The organism is Accumulibacter sp., assembly GCF_023806635.1.
Classification (GTDB): domain Bacteria; phylum Pseudomonadota; class Gammaproteobacteria; order Burkholderiales; family Rhodocyclaceae; genus Accumulibacter.
The window spans coordinates 1-16,724 of the sequence record NZ_JAMTDQ010000023.1 but is presented as its reverse complement, the minus strand read 5'-3'; the positions used below and the strand labels follow the sequence as shown (position 1 = coordinate 16,724).

The window sequence follows — 16,724 nt, the reverse complement described above, 5'->3', positions numbered from 1 at the left end:
TTGGTCCGGTTTGCCTGAGCCATGCCGCAGGGAGTCGCCGCTGCTCTCCGAGCCAGGCGCATCGTCCCGATTGCGTCCGGGCAGCGCAAAGCGAACCGCGCTATCCTGCGGCAGCGCGACCGCGTCGTCCGTCTCGGTCGACCTGCTCGATCTGTCGGAGGGTGCTGTCGGTTCGCGGGCGGCGGCGTGATCGCCGTGAACATGAACGGGCCGATCGAGACACCGAGGCGACGCAGCAACGCGAGATTGACAAGCAAGTGGCGGATCCGGGTTGACCGCCGGATCCCCCTCCCTCGCGTTTGCACCTCGCAGCCCGGCATCGCCGACACGGTGACCGGGATGAACATGGAGAAGCACGCCTTCCGCGCCGGCATCCGTGCGATGCCGGGAGACGAGCGGGCGCTGCCTGCCTGCTGTCCATCGACGATGCGGCAGAGCTCCGGGAGCTTGCGGAAGGCATCCGCGGCCTGCACGACCGTGCCGAGGAGAAACAACCCGCGCGAGCGCGACAGGGTTTTCAGCGAAGTCATCCTTGCGCGGCAATTCGCCTTGCAATCACGATAACGGAGTGTAAACTGTCCGGAAAAGGAGCCGTTTGATGAACCTTGCCTATGCTTACCCCGCCAGCCGCTTCGAGCCGGCGGCTCTCGTCGATCTCAATGCGCGCGCCGAGCGCGAGCGTCTGTCGAAGTCGGCGCTGCTGGGCTTCTTCAATCTCGCCGCTGCCTGGCGGCTGCGCGACGAAGACGCGCGCGAGCTGCTCGGCGGCCTGTCGAGCAGCGCCTTCTACGAATGGAAGAAGAACCCCGGCCGGCTGCTCGAAGTCGATCGGATCACGCGCATCTCCTACCTGATCGGCATCTACAAGGCCCTGCACATTCTCTACGGCGACAGGCTGGCCGACGAGTGGGTCAGCCTGCCGAACGGCAACCGGATCTTTGCCGGCCGCTCGCCGCTCGCTTTCATGCTGGGCGGCGGCCTGCTGGCGATGCAGATGGTTCGCAAACTGCTCGAGGCGCGGCGCGGCGGTATATGAGCCCGCCCGAGCCGCCCCTGGCGCGCCTGCGCCGGATCGATGCGGTCCGGCTGATTCCATCGCGCTTTGCCGAGCGCGAGGATTCGGTGCTGAGCGCGATCTCCGACAACCTCGACCACCTGCGCGACCTGTTCGAACTCGACAACGCCACCAACGAGAGACTGATCGGCGAGCGTGGCGGGCTGCCGGGAATCGGCGTCGACGAACTGGTTTTCGGGGTGCCGAACTTCCGCATCGTCAATGCCGCCTTCACCTACCCGCGCCCCGAAGGCAGTCGCTTCAACGACGGCGAGCGCGGCGCCTGGTATTGCGCTTTCGAACGGGAAACGGCCCTCGCCGAGATCATTTTCCACAAGACCGTCGAGTACGAGGAAATCGGCCGCTTCGACGACAGTGTCAACTACCAGGAACTGCTCGCCGACTTCAGCAGCGAGTTCCACGACTTGCGCGACGCGCCGGCTTTTTCCGCCTGCCTCGACCCCGGCAGCTATGTCGCTTCGCAGAGTCTCGCGGCGCGACTGCTCGACGCCGGCTCGCTGGGAATCATCTACCCGAGCGTACGCCGCGCCGGCGGTACCAACCTCGCCTGCTTCCGGCCGGCGCTGGTCGGCAACCCGCGCCGCGCCGCGTCTTTTCGCCTGACCTGGGCGGGCAGCCGGCAACCCCGGGTCGAGAGACTGGACGGCCAGGAAACACGAGACTCGTGAAACATTCGACCCGGGATGTCAACCCGGCCACGGCCTGAGAGCCGCCGCCAACCACACGACCAACGCTGCTCGACAGGCACCGATTCAGCCTGGCGATCGTCCTTGCCCAGGGTGGCGCCCTGCATCTCCCGGAGCGGGGGCGCACGCGTCCTCGCCAACCAGGCATGCACCTGATGAGTCGGTGAACGACCGTTGACACCGGCGCCACCAGCCTCGGCTGTGGCGCGAGCAGCAGGCGCAGCTGGATCGGTAGCGTCAGCGCCCACTGGCGCACCGAGATTTGGTACATCCCGACGTTCGTGGCGAGTATTGGAAAAGAACCGCGTACACGCTGATCCCCACGCCCCGGGCAAGCGGCACTGCGAGCGCGCGTTCTCGACCCGCGGTCGCTGCCCCGTACGCGCGCCGGGCCTACCTGTTCATGTGCGAGAGCGCGTAATCCATCGGCGCCGACGACACCGAGATCAGGCCGTCGAAGGGCGAACTCATCTCCAGCACGAGGAAGATGGCCCCCGAGACCGACAGCGAGCAGACGAAAAGCACGAGCAAGATGGTCCGGCTGCGCGGCGCGAGCATGCCGAAGGTGGTGAACGTCACCGTCAGCCAGACCACGAGCACAGTCAGGAAGACAACGGGAACCGGCGCGGCAGTCCCCGCGACGACGACCCAGCGCGCGTCGAGCAGGGACTCCGCCGCGGCCACGGCGCGCGTCTTCAGCGCCCGCTGCTCGTCGGTCGCGGGCGTGAGCCGGTGTATCTCGCTGGAGATGTGCTCGATCGCCTCCATCGAGTGCGAGGGGTCGACTGTGCCCTTGCCCGAACGCCCCGCCTGCCAGACGCTGTCGACCCGCTGCGCCACCGCCTCCTGCAGTTGCCGGCGGATCTCCGTGGCCTCAGGGCCGTAGCGCGCGAGGGTGCGGTCGAGCGACAGCAAGCCGGCCGCCGCATGCTTGACGTTCGCATCCATGGCATCAAAGTTGCTTTTGGCCGACGCCGTGAGCAGTCCCAGCACCAGCGCGGTCACCGTCGCCACGAGGCCGATGCCCAGCTTGATGGTGTCGCGGGCGTCCCCGGACAGATGCTGGTCGGGCAGTCTGCTGCGCAACCGCATGCCGAGCTGGACGCCAGCGAAGGTAAAGGCCAGGACGACAATGCCGATGACGGACGGATGCATGCGGGACTCCTCTCGGTTGCAGCGCTCCAGAAACTCGATCCGCCTGCACGCCGGGGCGACCGACGCGATCGCCGGTCGTCAGGCCCTAGAGCGGATGCGGCGACCGGCCCTCGGTGATCGGGATGCCGGCGAAAGTGACGCACTGCCCCTGCACCGGGTTAGTAACGCCGAAGATGAATGCCTTCGGCGCGATCTTCTTCCACTTGCTGTCGTAGAACGCCCAGCCGGCTGCGCTGCCGCCCTTGGCGGTCGGAAGAACACACGGCTTGTCGACGATGCCCGCAGTTTCTAGCTTGCGCCCCGGCCTGGTGATCACGCCGGGGCAGCGGTCGAGGCCGAAGGACTGGAAATTCGACGGCACCGAGCAAAGTATATGAGCCCCCATCAAGCACCGTCAATGGCTGCGTCAAGGTGGAACTGGGACCCGGGAGCCCCTGCAAAGTCCTCCGACTTCGGCCCGCCCAGTGCCTCCAGTGATGACGGCGCTGATTCGCATCTCGCCTGCGCCGTGTGGAAAGACGAGCGGAAAGACCTCATGGATCCGCGCGAGCAGCAGTGCTCAGGCGTGGCGGGCGAGGCGCTCGTGCAGCAGCAGCCCGCCGAGGACGACGAGACCGGCCAGCATAACCAGGAGCGATACGTGCACCGCCGCCCTGATCGCGGCGTAGCTGACGCTCGACCATGCCAGCCAGGCGCAGGCGGCGCAGAACAGCAGCGGCGTCAGCGGGTAGAGCGGCACGCGGAACGGGCGCGCAACGCCGGGGTGGCGCCGGCGCAGCCGGAAGACGGCCAGCCCGACCATGAACAGGAAGGTCCAGAAGACCGGCGCCGTGAACTCCACCATCGCCTCGAAGCCATCGGCCTGGAAGGCGCCGAAGACGACCAGCGCGAGGCTGATGGCCATCTGCAGGACATGGCTGTTCACCGGCGTGCCCCGTCCGGCCTGCCAGCGGCCGAGGTGACGCAGCAGCGCCCAGTCGCGACCGAGCGCATAGTTGCTGCGGGCGCCGACGATCATCGTTGAATGGATGCTGGTGAGGGCCGCAAGCGCGACGAGCACGCCGAGCAGGCGCTCGCCCCAGGCGCCGAAATGCCGGCCGAGCACCTCGGCGCCGGCGGCCTTGCTGGTGGCCAGTCCGGCAAGGCCGAGGGCGTGCAGCAACGCGAGATTGGCGAGCAGGTAGAGGGCCGTGATGAGGCTCAGGCTGAGCATCAGCACGCGGGCGACGGCGCGCGGACCGCCGTGTACCTCGGCAGAAAGGTAGGCCGCCTCGTTCCAGCCGCCGAAGGTGAGTAGCACGAAGACCATCGCCAGCCCGAGCATGCCGACCGGCGGAGTGCTGGCGAACCAGGTCGGCGCCTGTTGTGTCGTCAGGCCAGCGGCTGGCACGGCGAATCCGGCGACGACCACGGCCGCGAGCCCGCCGACGAGCAGCAGCACCATCGCCGTCTGCAGACGGGCGGCGATGGTCAGCCCGAGGATGTTGGTGACGGTCAGCACGATGATGATGGCGACCGCCCAGAGCGCCGAAGAATGTGCGCCGAGATCGACGACGCGCGTCATGTAGTCACCGAAGACGTAGGCAAGCAGGGCGATCGAGCCGGTGTTGATCACCATCGCTTTCGACCATGCGTAGAGGAAGGCGAGGTGCTTGCCCCAGGCGCGGCAGAGGAAGTGGTACTCGCCGCCGGCATGCGGATGGGCCGCGCACAGTTCGGCATAGCACAGCGCGCCGGCGAGCGAGACGAGCGCGCCGGCCAGCCAGACGGCGATCAGCCAGCCGTGGTCCTGCGTGATGCCGGCGACCATGGCCGGTGTCTTGAAGATGCCGGCACCGACGACGATGCCGACGACGATGGCGACCGCACCCGTCGTGTGCAGCAAGTGACGGGGATCGTCGCTGCGGGCGTCCATGGCGGCAGCTTCAGTGGCGCTCGCCGCGCACGCTGCCGGTGGCCTGCGGGTGCTCCTGCTGCCCGACAAGGCGCCGGCCGTCGGCGGTAGCGGTGACGGTGACGCTTGCCGGCGTGCCGTCCGGCCGGACGTAGTCGAAATGCGGCGTCGCCACGGAGAAGTCCGCGACGAAGGGGGCGCCGGTGACGATCGTCATCCGCCCATCGAGGCCGGCGCGCCGGGCGTTGCGCCGCGCCAGCGCGGCGATCTCCGGCGAGTACTCGATGCCGACCGCACGAGCTCCGAACGCAGGTGCCGCGGCGATCGGAATCCGCCCCTCGCCGGCACCGAGGTCATGGACGAGCTCCGCCGGCGTCACCCTGGCGGTCCGCAGCATCAGCATCACCATGTCATCGGGCGTCGGCGCCCAGAAGACATCCTTGCGTCGTGCCCGTGTTCGAGGCGGAACTCCTCGTCGCCGCAGTTTCTGGCGGAATGGACGGGGTGCGCCAGCCCGAGGACCAGGAGGCAGAGGGCAAGGACGCAGAGGAGCTGTGCTGGCATGTTCGGCAGGCGTTTTGGAGGCGGAGGGCGAACGATTCGCGGTGGAGTATAGCCGCAGGTAGCGGCACCTCGTCACTTCGCTCGAACTCTCCCGCGACTGCCGCCAGGAGGCTTCCGGCCCAGCCCCTGTCGAACCGTGCAACCGCACTCGCACCGCTCCTGCCCCGCTGCGCACACCGCTTCCCGGCACGGCGCGGTCGCCTGCATCCACCGCTTTGCTGCGCGGCGCAAAGCGCATGTTCGTTTCCACTCCATCGCCAGCATCAGTCGAGGTGCAGACCAGGTGGCGCCAGCGATGTCTGCCGAATATCTGGTACCCTACGACCTGCTCCGTCCAACACCCTGCCTGAGCGAGGAATCCCATGAATCATTCATCTGCGTTGTCAGCCGTGCTGACCTTCCTGTGGCTGATTGTCGCACCCGTCGTACAGGCCGGCGAGATCCAGACCCAGGCCGTCCACTTCGCCAAAGGGCGCTCGTCCGCGACCATCGAAGGCAGGATCAAGGGCGGCCAGACCATCGACTACACCCTGCGCGCCAAGGCTGGGCAGACGATGAGCGTGACGCTGAAGACCGGCCATGGCGCCAACTACTTCAACGTGCTACCGCCGGGCAGCAACGACGAGGCCATCTTCATCGGTTCGACCGGCGGCAACGAGTGGACAGGCAACCTGCCGGCCGACGGCGAATACAAGGTGCGCGTCTATCTGATGCGCAGCGCGGCGCGACGCAACGAGACCGCCAGCTACACGCTGACCGTTGGCATCACCGGCGCACCGAAAGCATCCGAACTCGGCAAGGCGCCGGCCAGCGATGCCAGGGTGAAGGGCACGCCCTACCATGCCACGGGGCCGCTGCCGTGTTCCCTGGGCAAGGGCCGGCCCATGCAGTGCGAGTTTGGCGTGATCCGCGGCAAGCCCGGCAATGCCGAAGTGCATGTCACGCCGCCGGGTGGTCTGAAACGCATCCTGACCTTCATGGGCGACAAGGTCACCACCAATCCCGACGACAGGATCAAGGCTGTGAAACAGGGCGATGACTGGTCGGTCGAGGTCAATGACTACGAGCACTACACGATTCCCGAAGCGGTGATCTCGGGTGGCTGAGCCGCGGAGCACATCCGGGGCGTCGCCAAAGACAGCTACCCCGCCCGGAGTTCGCTGTCGTGACGGTGGCCATGCCGGCGCGGCGGCGGCACCGGCGCCGCCAGACCCTCGCTCGGTCCGATCGGCGTCAGCATCACGCGAAACGCGGCATACCTCAGTTCGCTGGTGATCGGGCACCGGATCAGGCGCCCAAGCTCCGGCAACGGATTCGACTGAATCACCAGCGCTGGTCGCGGGCGTTCGCAGTCAGCCGGCAACCGGAAGCACACTTTCCATGTCCAAACTCGCCGTGCAACTCAGACGCTGGCCTTACCGCCAGCCCCATGCATTCCTGGCCGTCGCCGCCGCCTTGTGGTTTGCGCTGTATCAGGCACTGAATCCGCTCTCCGAGGCGCTGGTCGTCCTGCTGCCGGTGGCGCGCAACAGCCATCTGGGCGGTGCATTGCAGTTCTTCCTCTACGATACGCCCAAGGTCCTGCTGCTCCTCACGGGGGTCGTCTTCGTCATGGGCATCGTGCATACTTTCGTCTCGCCGGAGCGCACACGGGCACTGCTCTCCGGCAGGCGGCTGGGCGCTGGCAACGCGATGGCCGCGATCCTGGGGATCGTCACGCCGTTCTGCTCCTGCTCGGCGGTGCCACTGTTCATCGGCTTTCTGCAGGCTGGCGTTCCGCTTGGCGTGACCTTCTCCTTCCTCATTTCTGCACCGATGGTCAATGAGGTGGCGCTGGCGCTGCTGCTCGGCATGTTCGGCTGGAAAGTTGCAGCGCTGTATCTGGGCATGGGCCTCCTGGTCGCCATCGTGGCGGGACTCGTGATCGGCAAGCTGGACATGGAGCGCCATCTCGAAGATTGGGTGCGTGCGATGCAGAGCACGCAGGCGGTCGTGACCTTCGAAGGTTCCGGCATGCCCTGGGGTGAGCGCATCGACAGTGGCTTCCACCACGTGCGCGAGATCGTCGGCAAGGTCTGGCCCTACGTCCTCGTCGGCATCGCGCTGGGCGCCGGAATCCACGGCTATGTGCCCGAGGATTTCATGGCCTCGATCATGGGCAAGGATGCACCGTGGTGGTCCGTGCCCGCGGCCGTCGCCATCGGCGTGCCGATGTACGCCAACGCCGCCGGGATCATCCCGGTGGTGGAAGCACTGATCGGAAAGGGTGCGGCGCTCGGCACGGTGCTCGCCTTCATGATGAGCGTGATCGCACTGTCGGCGCCGGAAGTGATCATCCTGCGCAAGGTGCTCAAGCCGCAGCTGATCGCCACCTTCGCCGCCGTCGTCGCAGCGGGCATTCTCCTGGTCGGCTACGTGTTCAATGCAGTACTGTGACGCCAGCCCGCCGGAGCCGGATTCGCATGGTCCAGGCGCACGATCAGGTTCACGCCCATGGCGGCGACGCCTGCAGTCCGGACCAGCGCTGGCGGCTGTTCATCGCGCTTGCTCTGACCGGTGGCTTCGCTCTGGTCGCGGCACTCGCGGGCTGGCGCGGTGTTTCGCTGGCGCTTCCGGCCGACGCCGGCCACATGGTGACGGACGGCGCGGCGCCTTCCTGCACGGGCTGGGTGCCGTGCCCGGCGCGGTCGCCGCCATCGTCTGCGGTGTCGTCGTCCGTCTGGCTGACCGGGTGGACGCCGGTCGACCGGCTGCCGTCGCGGCTGACTGGCGGCCTGGTTCCGGGCACCAGCCTGCGCTCCCTGCGCGACGCTCTGCCCGGCCTGCTGGACGGCATGGTTTCGTCTTCTTCGGCACCATCAACCACGGAGTTCACGCATGAAAAGCATCAAGGTACTCGGCACCGGCTGCGCCAACTGCAAGACCACCCTCAAGCTGATCGAAGAAGTTGCCGCCGCCAACGGTGTCGCCGTGCAACTGGAAAAGGTCGAGGAGATCAAGGACATCATGCGCTACGGCGTCATGAGCACGCCGGGCGTCGTCATCGACGGCAGGGTGGTGCACGCCGGCGGCATCCCGGGCCGCGACAAGATCGTCGGCTGGCTGACATAGGGAAACGACCATGGGGAAACGCATGAATCGCGATCTCGCTGCTGCCGATTTCCCGTCGTCGTCGGCGAGACTGATTCGTCCCCTGCAGAGGGATGCAGGCGCCGTTTCGTGACTGGCTCGACGCTGACCGGGGTATTCCCGAGCCAGGTCAACGGCTACCCGGCGACTCTGGCAGGCGCGGTGCGCGACGGCCACCGGGCCGCCGACGCTGTGCCCCGAAAACGCTACAATCCGTCGCCATGAATCCCTTGCGCATCGCCTTGCCGCTTTGCCTCACGCTTGCCGCGCCGAGCGTGGGCGCCGGCGAGGAGTGGGTCCTGCCGCCAAGGGCCAGGCACCCCGCCCCGGCGCCGGCCGCAGGCGTCGGCGGCGAGGACTGGGCGCCGGAGCTGGGCCGCCAGCTCGCCATCCTCCGAGCCCAGCCGGGCGACGTCGAGGCGCGCAAGGCTGCCTGGGTGGCCGCCATGCGCCTCGGCCTCTTCACGCAGGCCGCCGAGCTCGATGCGCCGCTTGCCGAAGCCGATCGGCGGGCAATGGAGGGCGACATCATCGCCCTCGACATCCGCTACGGCATCGTCGACCGCAACACCCTGCGCGGACCGGAACGCTTTGTGCGCCTCGACATGGCGCTGACCGCAACCGACGCCCTCGCCGCCGGCTTCTTCACCGGCAAGCTGCCGGACGCCGAAGACCGGCGCCGCCTGACCGACCGCCTCAGCGCGCTCGCCGCCCGCCGCCGCGCCGCCGATGCCGTCACGCTCTACGAGGCCCTGCTCGCACGCGACATTCCGGTTCCCCTGTGGGCGGAACGCGACGTCGCCGGCAGCTACCTCGAACTGCGCCGCCCGCAGCAGGCGCTGCTCCTCTACCAGCGGGTGGTCGCCGACAATGCGGACGATTTCGACGGCAACCTCGGGCTCTTCTACGCCCTGGTCGAGACCGAGCAGCTGGACGCCGCCACCGGACACATCGACCGCTACGCCGCCCGCCTGCCGGAGCGCCGCCATCTCGACGGCCGCTACAACGGCGAACGCCTGAGCGCCGACATCGCGGCCGACCGCGTGCGCATCTTCGCCGACCGCCTCGGTGAAGCGCAGACGCGCATCGATGCCCGCCACGCGGCGATTCCCCACAACAGCGAAGCCCGACAATCGTCGGCCAGCCTCGCGCTGGCCCGCGGCTGGCCGCACCAGGGCGACGAAATGCTGCGCCGGACCATCGGTACCGACCCGCTCAATCCGGCGCTGCACGCCGACCTTGCCGAGAACCTTCTCACCCTGCAGGACTGGCCCGCCGCCCGTGCCGCGCTCGACCGTGCCAGCGACCTCGACGCCGACAACGGCGCCGTGCGCCGCGCCCGCCGCAGCCACGAGTTGTACGACAGTCACGAACTCCATGTCGAAGCCGGCTACGGCGAGGGGCAGGACGTCAATTACTTCGGCAGCCGCGACTGGTCGATCGACAGCTTCCTCTACAGCCGGCCGATCAACGACACCTGGCGGGTCTTTGCCCACAATTTCTCGGCCAGCGCCGATTTCAACGGCGACAACCAGACCTGGATCCGCAGTGGCGCCGGCGCCGAATGGCGCCACCTCGGCTGGCGGATGACCGGCGAGGTCAACGGCGGCAACGGGGTCAAGGCCGGCTTCACCGGCATCGCGCGCTGGCAGCCCGACGACCGCTGGACCGTCTACGGCGCCGGCGAGAGCGTGACCAACCAGATTCCTCTCCGCGCCGTCGCCGACGGCATCCACGCCAGCCGCGTCAGCCTCGGCGTCGACTGGCGCCAGCACGAGTCGCGCAAGCTCGGGGTCGCGGCGTACTACAGCGATTTTTCCGACGGCAACCTGCGCCGCGGCGTCAACGCCCTGTGGTTCGAGCGCTGGCTGAGCGGCCCGCAGTGGATGTTCGAGACGACCCTCGGCGCCGACGCCTCGCGCAACTCGCTCAATGCCAGCGTCAATTACTTCAACCCGAAGAGCGACCGTTCGCTGTGGTTGACGGCCGCCGTCGAGCACCTCAGCTGGCGCAGCTACGACCATTCCCTGCGCCAGCGTCTCGCGCTGACCGGCGGCACCTACTGGCAGGAATTCTACGGTTCCGGGGCGATCGAGGCGATCGAATACGGCCACCGCTGGGAAATCGACCGCGACCTCTCGCTCCGCTACGGCATCGGCCGCCTGCTGCGCCCCTACGACGGCGCGCGCGAAGGCCGTACCTTCGCCAATCTGGTGCTGCTATGGCGTTTCTGATCCGCACCGTCCTCGGCGTCCTGCTGGCGCTTGCCGCCGCGCCGGCGAGCGCCGCCGACGCCCGCTTCATGGCGCTGAGCTACCACGAGGTGCTTGCCGACAGCGAGCCGCTGACCCCGACCGCCGTCCGCGCCAGCGATCTGGCCCGGCAGTTCGCCTGGATGCGGGCCAACGACTTCCACCCGGTCAGCATCGACCAGATCCTCGCCGCCCGCGCCGGCGGCCCGCCATTGCCGCGCAACGCCATCCTGCTGACCTTCGACGACGGCTTCAAGGATGCCTACACGCGCGTCTTTCCGCTGCTCAAGCTGTTCAACTACCCGGCGGTCATCGCCCTGGTCGGCCAGTGGATGGACGTCCCCGAAGGCCAGATCGTCGACTACGACGGCAAGCCGGTGGCGCGCAGCAAGTTCCTGAGCTGGGAGCAGGTTCGTGAAATGCAGGCCTCCGGGCTGGTCGAGGTCGCCTCGCATTCCTACGGCCTGCATCGCGGCATACTCGCCAACCCGCAGGGCAACACGCAGCCGGCGACGACCACCCGCCTGTACGCCAACGGCCGTTACGAGGACGATGCGGCCTACCTCGCCCGCCTGCGCCACGATCTTCGCGACCGCATCAGCCAGCACACCGGCAAGGTCCCGCGGATCATCGTCTGGCCCTACGGCCGCAGCAACCAGGCCGCCCAGGAAGTCGCCAGCGAACTCGGCATGCCGATCGGCCTGACGCTGGTCGACGGCTTCAACGATGCCGGCACGCCGAAGCCCGCCTGGAAGCGCCAGTTGATCGAGAACAGCCCGTCGCTGCAGGCCTTCGCCGAGATGCTGCGCGTCACCTGGGATGCCAACCCGGCACGCAGCGTGGAAGTCGACCCCGGCACCTGGCCGCCCGGAGAGGACGGCCTGTCGCCGACCCTCGACCGCCTGCTGACGCTGAGCCCGAACATCGCCTTCGTAAAGCCCGCAGTCGAACGCGACGGGCGCGAGATCGCGCTGTTCCCGACCGCATTGCGCCCGGTCGCCGAGGACAAGCTCAACCACATCGCCTGGCAGACCGAGCGCCGCGCCGGCGTGCCGGTCTTCATCGACCTGCCGCTCGCCTGGCTCGCTGAACCGGAACTGGTCGCCGACCTCGCCCGCCAGGTCAATTTCGCCGGCCTGCGCGTGCGCGCCGCGCCCGACAGCGCCGCCGCCCAGCGCCTGCGCGACGCGGCCGGACGCTGGGTCTGGCCGCTGCAGATCGCCTGGGCGCCGGAGCAGGCGCCGACACCGGCGCAATGGGCCGCCCTGCGTCCCGGCGACCTGATGGTGCTGCCTGCCAACGAGGAACACATCGCCGCCGTTCCCCGGGAGATGGCCCGGCATGTCCTCTTCGAGTTCGACCCCTCGCTGCCGCCGGAGACCGTCGCCCGCCACATGCGGCGCCTGGAGGCCGACGGCTTCCGCCAGTTCGGCGTCGGCGGCTTGCCGGAGAGCCTGATGGGACCGCTCTTCCCTTCCCTCTCGCTGCGCTGGCAGCCGCAACTGCCATGACCCCGCTGCCGGTCCTGCCCGGCGATTTCTGGAGCGCCATCCTCGCCTACGTCTTTTTCTACCCGGTGCTGATGTCGGTCGTCTGGATGATCGGCGGCATCGCGTTCTACCTGCGTTTCGAGCGTCGCCCGCACCGCATCGTCGACCAGCCACCGCCGCGCGACGACTACCCGCTGATCGCCGTCCTCGTCCCCTGCTACAACGAGGAGGCGAATGTCGAGGAAACCGTCGAAGCGCTGATGGAACTGCGCTACCCGAACTACGAAGTCATCGCCATCAACGACGGCAGCACCGACCGCACCGGCGAACTGCTCAACACGCTGGCGGCACGCTTCGCCAGGTTGCGTGTCATCCATCAGGTCGCCAACCAGGGCAAGGCGGTCGGCCTCAACACCGCCGCGTTGCTGACGGCAGCCGAAATCCTCGTCGGCATCGACGGCGATGCGCGCCTCGATCCCTGCGCCCTGAACTGGCTGGTGCGCCATTTCGACGAGCCCGACGTCGCCGCCGTCACCGGCAACCCGCGCGTGCGCAACCGGTCGACCCTGCTCGGCCGCATCCAGGTCGGTGAATTCTCGTCGATCGTCGGCCTGATCAAGCGCGCCCAGCGCTCGGTCGGACTGATCTTCACCGTTGCCGGGGTGATCGCCGCCTTCCGCCGTAGCGCGCTGCACGAGGTCGGCTACTGGAGCCCGGAAAAGCTGACCGAGGATGTCGACATTTCCTGGAAGCTGCAACTGGCCGGCTGGGAGGTTCGCTTCGAGCCGCGCGCCCTGTGCTGGATCCTCATGCCGGAAACCCTGCGCGGGCTGTGGAAGCAGCGTCTGCGCTGGTCGATGGGCGGCACCCAGGTGCTGCTCGACTACACGCCGCAACTGCTGTCACCGAAGAACGCAGCAATGTGGCCACTCTGCGTCGAATACGCAATGAGCATCACCTGGGCCTACCTGTTCGCACTGCTCGCCACCTACCGTGTCGTCGACCTGCTGTTCTTCCAGATCGACCTGCAGAGCGCACCGATCCTGCTGCTGGGGTGGGCCGGGCTGTTGATCGCAACGACCTGCCTGCTGCAGATCATGCTGAGCCTGGTCCTCGACCGGCCTTACGACCGGGGGCTGCTGAAGAACTACTTCTGGATGATCTGGTATCCGATCATCTACTGGGCCATCACGGCCGCCACCTCGGTGGTGGCCGTGCCGAAGATCCTTTTCCGTGACAGCGACAAACGCGCCCGATGGACGAGTCCCGACCGCGGCATCAAGCCCGACGCCTCCCGCTGATCATCGAGCGTCCCGACCTCGCGCACCCGCTGCGGCGGATGTCGGCTATCGTCATCACTTCGCTCGCCTGGCTTCTCTGGCTCGCCATGTGGGTCCCTTTTCTTTTCGCCCTCGGCCGGCATTTCGGCTACGACCTGCCGGAAATCCTCTTCCCGAGTCAGATCAGCCTCGCCACCTTTCTCGCACTGATGCAGGTGATGCCCTACGTCGTCGGCGTCGCCGTTCTCCTTTATCTCGTCGGCGCGCTGCGCGAAAGGCTGAAGGCGCGCATCGGCACCGCCGACGACCGCTGGCGGCCGGTCGGCATCGACCGCCTCGCAACCGGCGCCGCCCTCGATCCCGAGAAGCTTGCCGCATGGCAGAAGGCGCAGATTCTCTACGTCGAACACGGCCCTCGCGGCCGCGTCACCAACGCCGAAGAATGAGCGGTCGAACGCCACCGCCAAGCGTGCATGAGCCGGCAGCAGTTCATCCGGCGCCATCCCGCGCAGCGACGACAAACTGCCGGAGCGTCATCCGGGACTGTCATCAGAAGGAAAGCGCCCGAGGTGCTCCTGTCCGGCCGCTACCGGCTGTTCGTCGTCGTCGATGCACGCCGCGAGGTCCTCGGGAATTTCTCCGAGGCCGACAACGCGGCCCGACTGCCACAGACGCTCGGCCTCATGCCGCGTCCGGACGCCGACCGGCAGGTCGATTCGCTCCGAACGAGCGGCGCCGCGGCGAGCGGGCAGCCGCTGCGTGACAGCCGATCATCGCCACGACGGACACCAGCAAGCCATTCTCGCCGCAGGCCAACAACTCCATCCACCAGTGCGAAATGCCAATCCGGCTCGCCTCTTTCGTGCAGGCGTCTGAGTTGCTCTGTGGCGTCCAGCGTAGAGCTAACTTGCATGACCGGTGCCGGTCAGGCCTTCCTTCGCCTTCAAGGGGGCTTCTTTCACATTGACAATATGTGTGGACGATGCTGCTGGCGCGCATCTACGAAGTGTTCCCGCTCACCTGCCCCAAGTGCGGCGGCACGATGCGGATCATCGCCGTCATTGACGATCCGACCGCGAGGTGAAGAAGATTCTGACGCACCTCGGCGAGCCAACCGCACGCCCCTACTGGCGCCAGCGGGCGGGCCGCCACTGTGGGCGGCGGCGCTCCCAAGTGACGCCGACCCGTTTGCGCAACCGATGCCGGCGTTCGAATTCGATCAGCGCATCGCGTGGTAGCGGAGGCCTTCCAGCAGTCCGCCGGGTGAGCCTGTGCCAGAGCCTTGCAAGACGCCAGACGGCCGGCCTCTTGCGGGGCGCTGGCAGGCAAGGAGGGCGGGTCTTGCGAAAGTACGGCGGAATTTCGGTGGCAATTCCGGGTTGACGATGAGCGGCAAGCACCGGGATACTCGCGGCATGGCGGTTGAATTTCCTATCCTTTTTCGGTGTCGGGAATTTTTACACATATTACTATCAGCGCCGACAACTCATTGACTTTACGATGTATTTATGATTGGCATTATTTTTGCTTAATGCCAATCATTTTGAACGGAGATACAGTATGAACCGTACATTCGTCATCAGCGTGTGGCTCGCTTCCATGTGCGCTCTAGCGTACGCATCTACAGCACAAGCCGTCGTAACGATCACGACAATTGCCCCGTCGAACTGGGGAGCGTCCGACACTGCCCTCGGGCTGAACTACGGGAGCACGATCGAGGACTTCGAGGACATACAACTCGCCAGCGGCCTCACCGTCAGCGCCTCCGGCGCCGTGATCACTTCCGGTCCGAACTACTTGAGTCTCGGCGGCTACGGGCCGACCAGCACGCTGCCCAACCTGTTCAATCCGCTCGCAGATCCGAACGGCAATGCGTTCAGCACCTTCCCCTGCGGAACGGCTGCCTGCTCCAGCCTGTGGGATGGAAGTCATGCCTTGATCAATACCTGGAACAACCAGTCGATGCCCTACACCTGGGCGCCTTGGGGCAATCTTCAGTTCGACTTCGCCGGGAATGTTACTCATGTCGGCTTCAGCCTGCATCAGAACGAGGACGCCGTAAACGTCTACGTCAACAACGTTCTCGCAGACACCATCCCCGGCGGCGGCTCGGGGGCGGCACGCCGTGGCTACTTCCGGATCGACACGAGCGGGGGCACGTTGATCAACTCGGTCAGGCTCGACGGCACCGACCGAGACGCCTGGGTCGTGGACCACCTGGCCTTCTCGCCCCAGGCCGGTACGGGCGGCGGTAGCGTGCCGGAACCCACGTCGGTCTCCTCGGCGTTGCTCGGCTTGGGCGCGATAGCGCTGGCCCGTCGTGGTCGGCGCGAGCGCAAGCGCACCTGAACAGCTACGGTCGTAGCGCGGGTCGCGCTTGATTGGCGGCGCAACTGCCCTCCTCCCTCGCTAGGAAATTAGGGACGTACCACGGATTCTTGCGGCCCTGAATGTCGTCTTCAGTCGAACTGCTGACCCGCGACACAGCAAGCCCGAACGGCAGCAGTAGGTTCCCTGATGCCCGAGAACGTCCAACCCGGAAGCTGTCGTTCATAAGATTTACCGGGACAGTTCGCAATGGCAGCACCTGACCCGCTGCTGCCGGACATCAGTCTTGCCGAGCGACAACTCTGCTCTACACACCTGACGTCTAACGGTCATTGCAGTTGCGGCCGCCCCGGATGATGAAAGAAGATGCGGGCTGGGAGGCATCGGGTAGAGGTCGCGCAATATTTTGGCGGCTCGACCCCGCAAGCTAACGTGACCCGTCGAACCGACTCGTACCCCGGATTGCTGCCATCGAGCGCACACATTAATAGGGCCGCTGGCGACCCGGGTCAAGGGCGGGCGCCAGCCCTCCCACACCACCGGACGAACGGGTCACGTATCCGACGGTTGGATGACTTGAATTCCTACCGCGGCGCAAGGCTCGGCAGTTCCATTTGTTCGAAGAAGCGCAACGGGAGCGCGGTCGACAGGGCCGGCGTCTGCGACACCCGCCATGGACCGTGTGCGGACTTGCCGGTATGCCACGCTTCACGCACAGACACGCCACGTTTGCAGTTCCCGATAGCCCGCTCGACCCCATTGTTGCCAGAGATGGCAGCGTAACGGGCAAAGGACCCACTTGTCGAGGTCGCGCAGAGGTGTTACGTCTTCCTCTCCCAGAGGGCTGAGGCGCTCGCTCATCCCGCGAACG

At 67.0% G+C, this 16,724-nt stretch carries 16 protein-coding genes; 11 read left to right on the top strand and 5 right to left on the bottom strand.

Translation table 11 applies throughout. The features are described from left to right. Nucleotides 1–186 precede the first annotated feature (186 nt). Genes NFW30_RS03710 through NFW30_RS03700 form a run of 3 tightly spaced genes read left to right on the top strand, consistent with a single transcriptional unit; the run spans nucleotide 187 to nucleotide 1,743 of the window. Nucleotides 187–564, top strand: a complete 378-nt coding sequence (locus NFW30_RS03710; protein ID WP_295357519.1) for a hypothetical protein — start codon at nucleotides 187–189, stop codon at nucleotides 562–564. A gap of 34 nt (nucleotides 565–598) precedes the next feature. Then, the gene (locus NFW30_RS03705) at nucleotides 599–1,036 is read left to right on the top strand and encodes an antitoxin Xre-like helix-turn-helix domain-containing protein (protein WP_295357515.1); all 438 of its coding nucleotides are present in this window, start codon (nucleotides 599–601) and stop codon (nucleotides 1,034–1,036) included. Beyond that, a complete protein-coding gene (locus NFW30_RS03700) occupies nucleotides 1,033–1,743 on the top strand; it encodes an RES family NAD+ phosphorylase (RefSeq protein ID WP_295357512.1) in 711 nt (236 codons plus the stop codon). Before NFW30_RS03705 ends, NFW30_RS03700 begins: the two co-directional genes overlap by 4 nt. Nucleotides 1,744–2,154: 411 nt before the next feature. On the opposite strand, the gene NFW30_RS03695 is transcribed toward NFW30_RS03700, so the two are convergent. The 4 genes from NFW30_RS03695 to NFW30_RS03680 all read right to left on the bottom strand — a co-directional run bounded on the left by NFW30_RS03695 (nucleotide 2,155) and on the right by NFW30_RS03680 (nucleotide 5,213). Further along, on the bottom strand, nucleotides 2,155–2,916 hold the full coding sequence (locus tag NFW30_RS03695; protein WP_295357509.1) for a DUF4239 domain-containing protein: 762 nt from the start codon (nucleotides 2,914–2,916) through the stop codon (nucleotides 2,155–2,157). 85 nt (nucleotides 2,917–3,001) lie between these two features. After that, on the bottom strand, nucleotides 3,002–3,301 hold the full coding sequence (locus NFW30_RS03690) for a DUF126 domain-containing protein (RefSeq protein ID WP_295357506.1): 300 nt from the start codon (nucleotides 3,299–3,301) through the stop codon (nucleotides 3,002–3,004). A 174-nt stretch (nucleotides 3,302–3,475) separates the two neighbouring features. Beyond that, entirely contained in the window at nucleotides 3,476–4,831 is a 1,356-nt protein-coding gene (locus tag NFW30_RS03685) for an APC family permease (RefSeq protein ID WP_295357503.1), read from the bottom strand. Nucleotides 4,832–4,841: 10 nt separating this feature from the next. Further along, entirely contained in the window at nucleotides 4,842–5,213 is a 372-nt protein-coding gene (locus NFW30_RS03680) for a methyltransferase domain-containing protein (protein ID WP_295357500.1), read from the bottom strand. Between the two features lie 523 nt (nucleotides 5,214–5,736). Between NFW30_RS03680 and NFW30_RS03675 the strand changes: the two genes are divergently transcribed. Further along, complete coding sequence (locus NFW30_RS03675; protein WP_295357499.1) at nucleotides 5,737–6,480, top strand: hypothetical protein; 744 nt, start codon at nucleotides 5,737–5,739, stop codon at nucleotides 6,478–6,480. Between the two features lie 35 nt (nucleotides 6,481–6,515). Here the strand turns inward: NFW30_RS03675 and NFW30_RS20035 are convergent, their stop codons facing one another. Further along, a complete protein-coding gene (locus NFW30_RS20035) occupies nucleotides 6,516–6,749 on the bottom strand; it encodes a type II toxin-antitoxin system PemK/MazF family toxin (protein ID WP_363322064.1) in 234 nt (77 codons plus the stop codon). A gap of 5 nt (nucleotides 6,750–6,754) precedes the next feature. Here NFW30_RS20035 and NFW30_RS03670 point away from each other — a divergent pair, with 5 nt between their 5' ends. The 7 genes from NFW30_RS03670 to NFW30_RS03635 all read left to right on the top strand — a co-directional run bounded on the left by NFW30_RS03670 (nucleotide 6,755) and on the right by NFW30_RS03635 (nucleotide 15,874). Next, a complete protein-coding gene (locus NFW30_RS03670) occupies nucleotides 6,755–7,810 on the top strand; it encodes a permease (RefSeq protein WP_295357497.1) in 1,056 nt (351 codons plus the stop codon). A 441-nt stretch (nucleotides 7,811–8,251) separates the two neighbouring features. Continuing rightward, nucleotides 8,252–8,485, top strand: coding sequence for a thioredoxin family protein (locus NFW30_RS03660; protein ID WP_295357496.1), 234 nt, complete (start codon nucleotides 8,252–8,254; stop codon nucleotides 8,483–8,485). A gap of 239 nt (nucleotides 8,486–8,724) precedes the next feature. Continuing rightward, on the top strand, nucleotides 8,725–10,737 hold the full coding sequence (gene pgaA / locus NFW30_RS03655) for a poly-beta-1,6 N-acetyl-D-glucosamine export porin PgaA (protein WP_295357494.1): 2,013 nt from the start codon (nucleotides 8,725–8,727) through the stop codon (nucleotides 10,735–10,737). Then, entirely contained in the window at nucleotides 10,725–12,266 is a 1,542-nt protein-coding gene (pgaB, locus tag NFW30_RS03650; RefSeq protein WP_295357491.1) for a poly-beta-1,6-N-acetyl-D-glucosamine N-deacetylase PgaB, read from the top strand. The genes pgaA and pgaB overlap by 13 nt, the downstream gene beginning before the upstream one ends. After that, complete coding sequence (pgaC, locus tag NFW30_RS03645; RefSeq protein ID WP_295357488.1) at nucleotides 12,263–13,546, top strand: poly-beta-1,6-N-acetyl-D-glucosamine synthase; 1,284 nt, start codon at nucleotides 12,263–12,265, stop codon at nucleotides 13,544–13,546. Before pgaB ends, pgaC begins: the two co-directional genes overlap by 4 nt. Continuing rightward, a complete protein-coding gene (pgaD, locus tag NFW30_RS03640) occupies nucleotides 13,501–13,971 on the top strand; it encodes a poly-beta-1,6-N-acetyl-D-glucosamine biosynthesis protein PgaD (RefSeq protein WP_295357485.1) in 471 nt (156 codons plus the stop codon). The genes pgaC and pgaD overlap by 46 nt, the downstream gene beginning before the upstream one ends. 1,114 nt (nucleotides 13,972–15,085) lie before the next feature. After that, nucleotides 15,086–15,874: a PEP-CTERM sorting domain-containing protein gene (locus NFW30_RS03635; RefSeq protein WP_295371771.1), complete on the top strand. Its 789-nt coding sequence runs from the start codon at nucleotides 15,086–15,088 to the stop codon at nucleotides 15,872–15,874. Nucleotides 15,875–16,724: the final 850 nt, after the last annotated feature.

Excerpts from the sequence above, each read along its gene's own strand:
- NFW30_RS03705 (WP_295357515.1), top strand. The coding sequence starts at position 599 with ATGAACCTTGCCTATGCTTACCCCGCCAGCCGCTTCGAGCCGGCGGCT.
- NFW30_RS03700 (WP_295357512.1), top strand. The coding sequence starts at position 1,033 with ATGAGCCCGCCCGAGCCGCCCCTGGCGCGCCTGCGCCGGATCGATGCG.
- NFW30_RS03695 (WP_295357509.1), bottom strand. The coding sequence starts at position 2,916 with ATGCATCCGTCCGTCATCGGCATTGTCGTCCTGGCCTTTACCTTCGCT.
- NFW30_RS03690 (WP_295357506.1), bottom strand. The coding sequence starts at position 3,301 with ATGGGGGCTCATATACTTTGCTCGGTGCCGTCGAATTTCCAGTCCTTC.
- NFW30_RS03685 (WP_295357503.1), bottom strand. The coding sequence starts at position 4,831 with ATGGACGCCCGCAGCGACGATCCCCGTCACTTGCTGCACACGACGGGT.
- NFW30_RS03680 (WP_295357500.1), bottom strand. The coding sequence starts at position 5,213 with ATGCTGATGCTGCGGACCGCCAGGGTGACGCCGGCGGAGCTCGTCCAT.
- NFW30_RS03675 (WP_295357499.1), top strand. The coding sequence starts at position 5,737 with ATGAATCATTCATCTGCGTTGTCAGCCGTGCTGACCTTCCTGTGGCTG.
- NFW30_RS03670 (WP_295357497.1), top strand. The coding sequence starts at position 6,755 with ATGTCCAAACTCGCCGTGCAACTCAGACGCTGGCCTTACCGCCAGCCC.
- NFW30_RS03660 (WP_295357496.1), top strand. The coding sequence starts at position 8,252 with ATGAAAAGCATCAAGGTACTCGGCACCGGCTGCGCCAACTGCAAGACC.
- pgaA (WP_295357494.1), top strand. The coding sequence starts at position 8,725 with ATGAATCCCTTGCGCATCGCCTTGCCGCTTTGCCTCACGCTTGCCGCG.
- pgaB (WP_295357491.1), top strand. The coding sequence starts at position 10,725 with ATGGCGTTTCTGATCCGCACCGTCCTCGGCGTCCTGCTGGCGCTTGCC.
- pgaC (WP_295357488.1), top strand. The coding sequence starts at position 12,263 with ATGACCCCGCTGCCGGTCCTGCCCGGCGATTTCTGGAGCGCCATCCTC.
- pgaD (WP_295357485.1), top strand. The coding sequence starts at position 13,501 with ATGGACGAGTCCCGACCGCGGCATCAAGCCCGACGCCTCCCGCTGATC.
- NFW30_RS03635 (WP_295371771.1), top strand. The coding sequence starts at position 15,086 with ATGAACCGTACATTCGTCATCAGCGTGTGGCTCGCTTCCATGTGCGCT.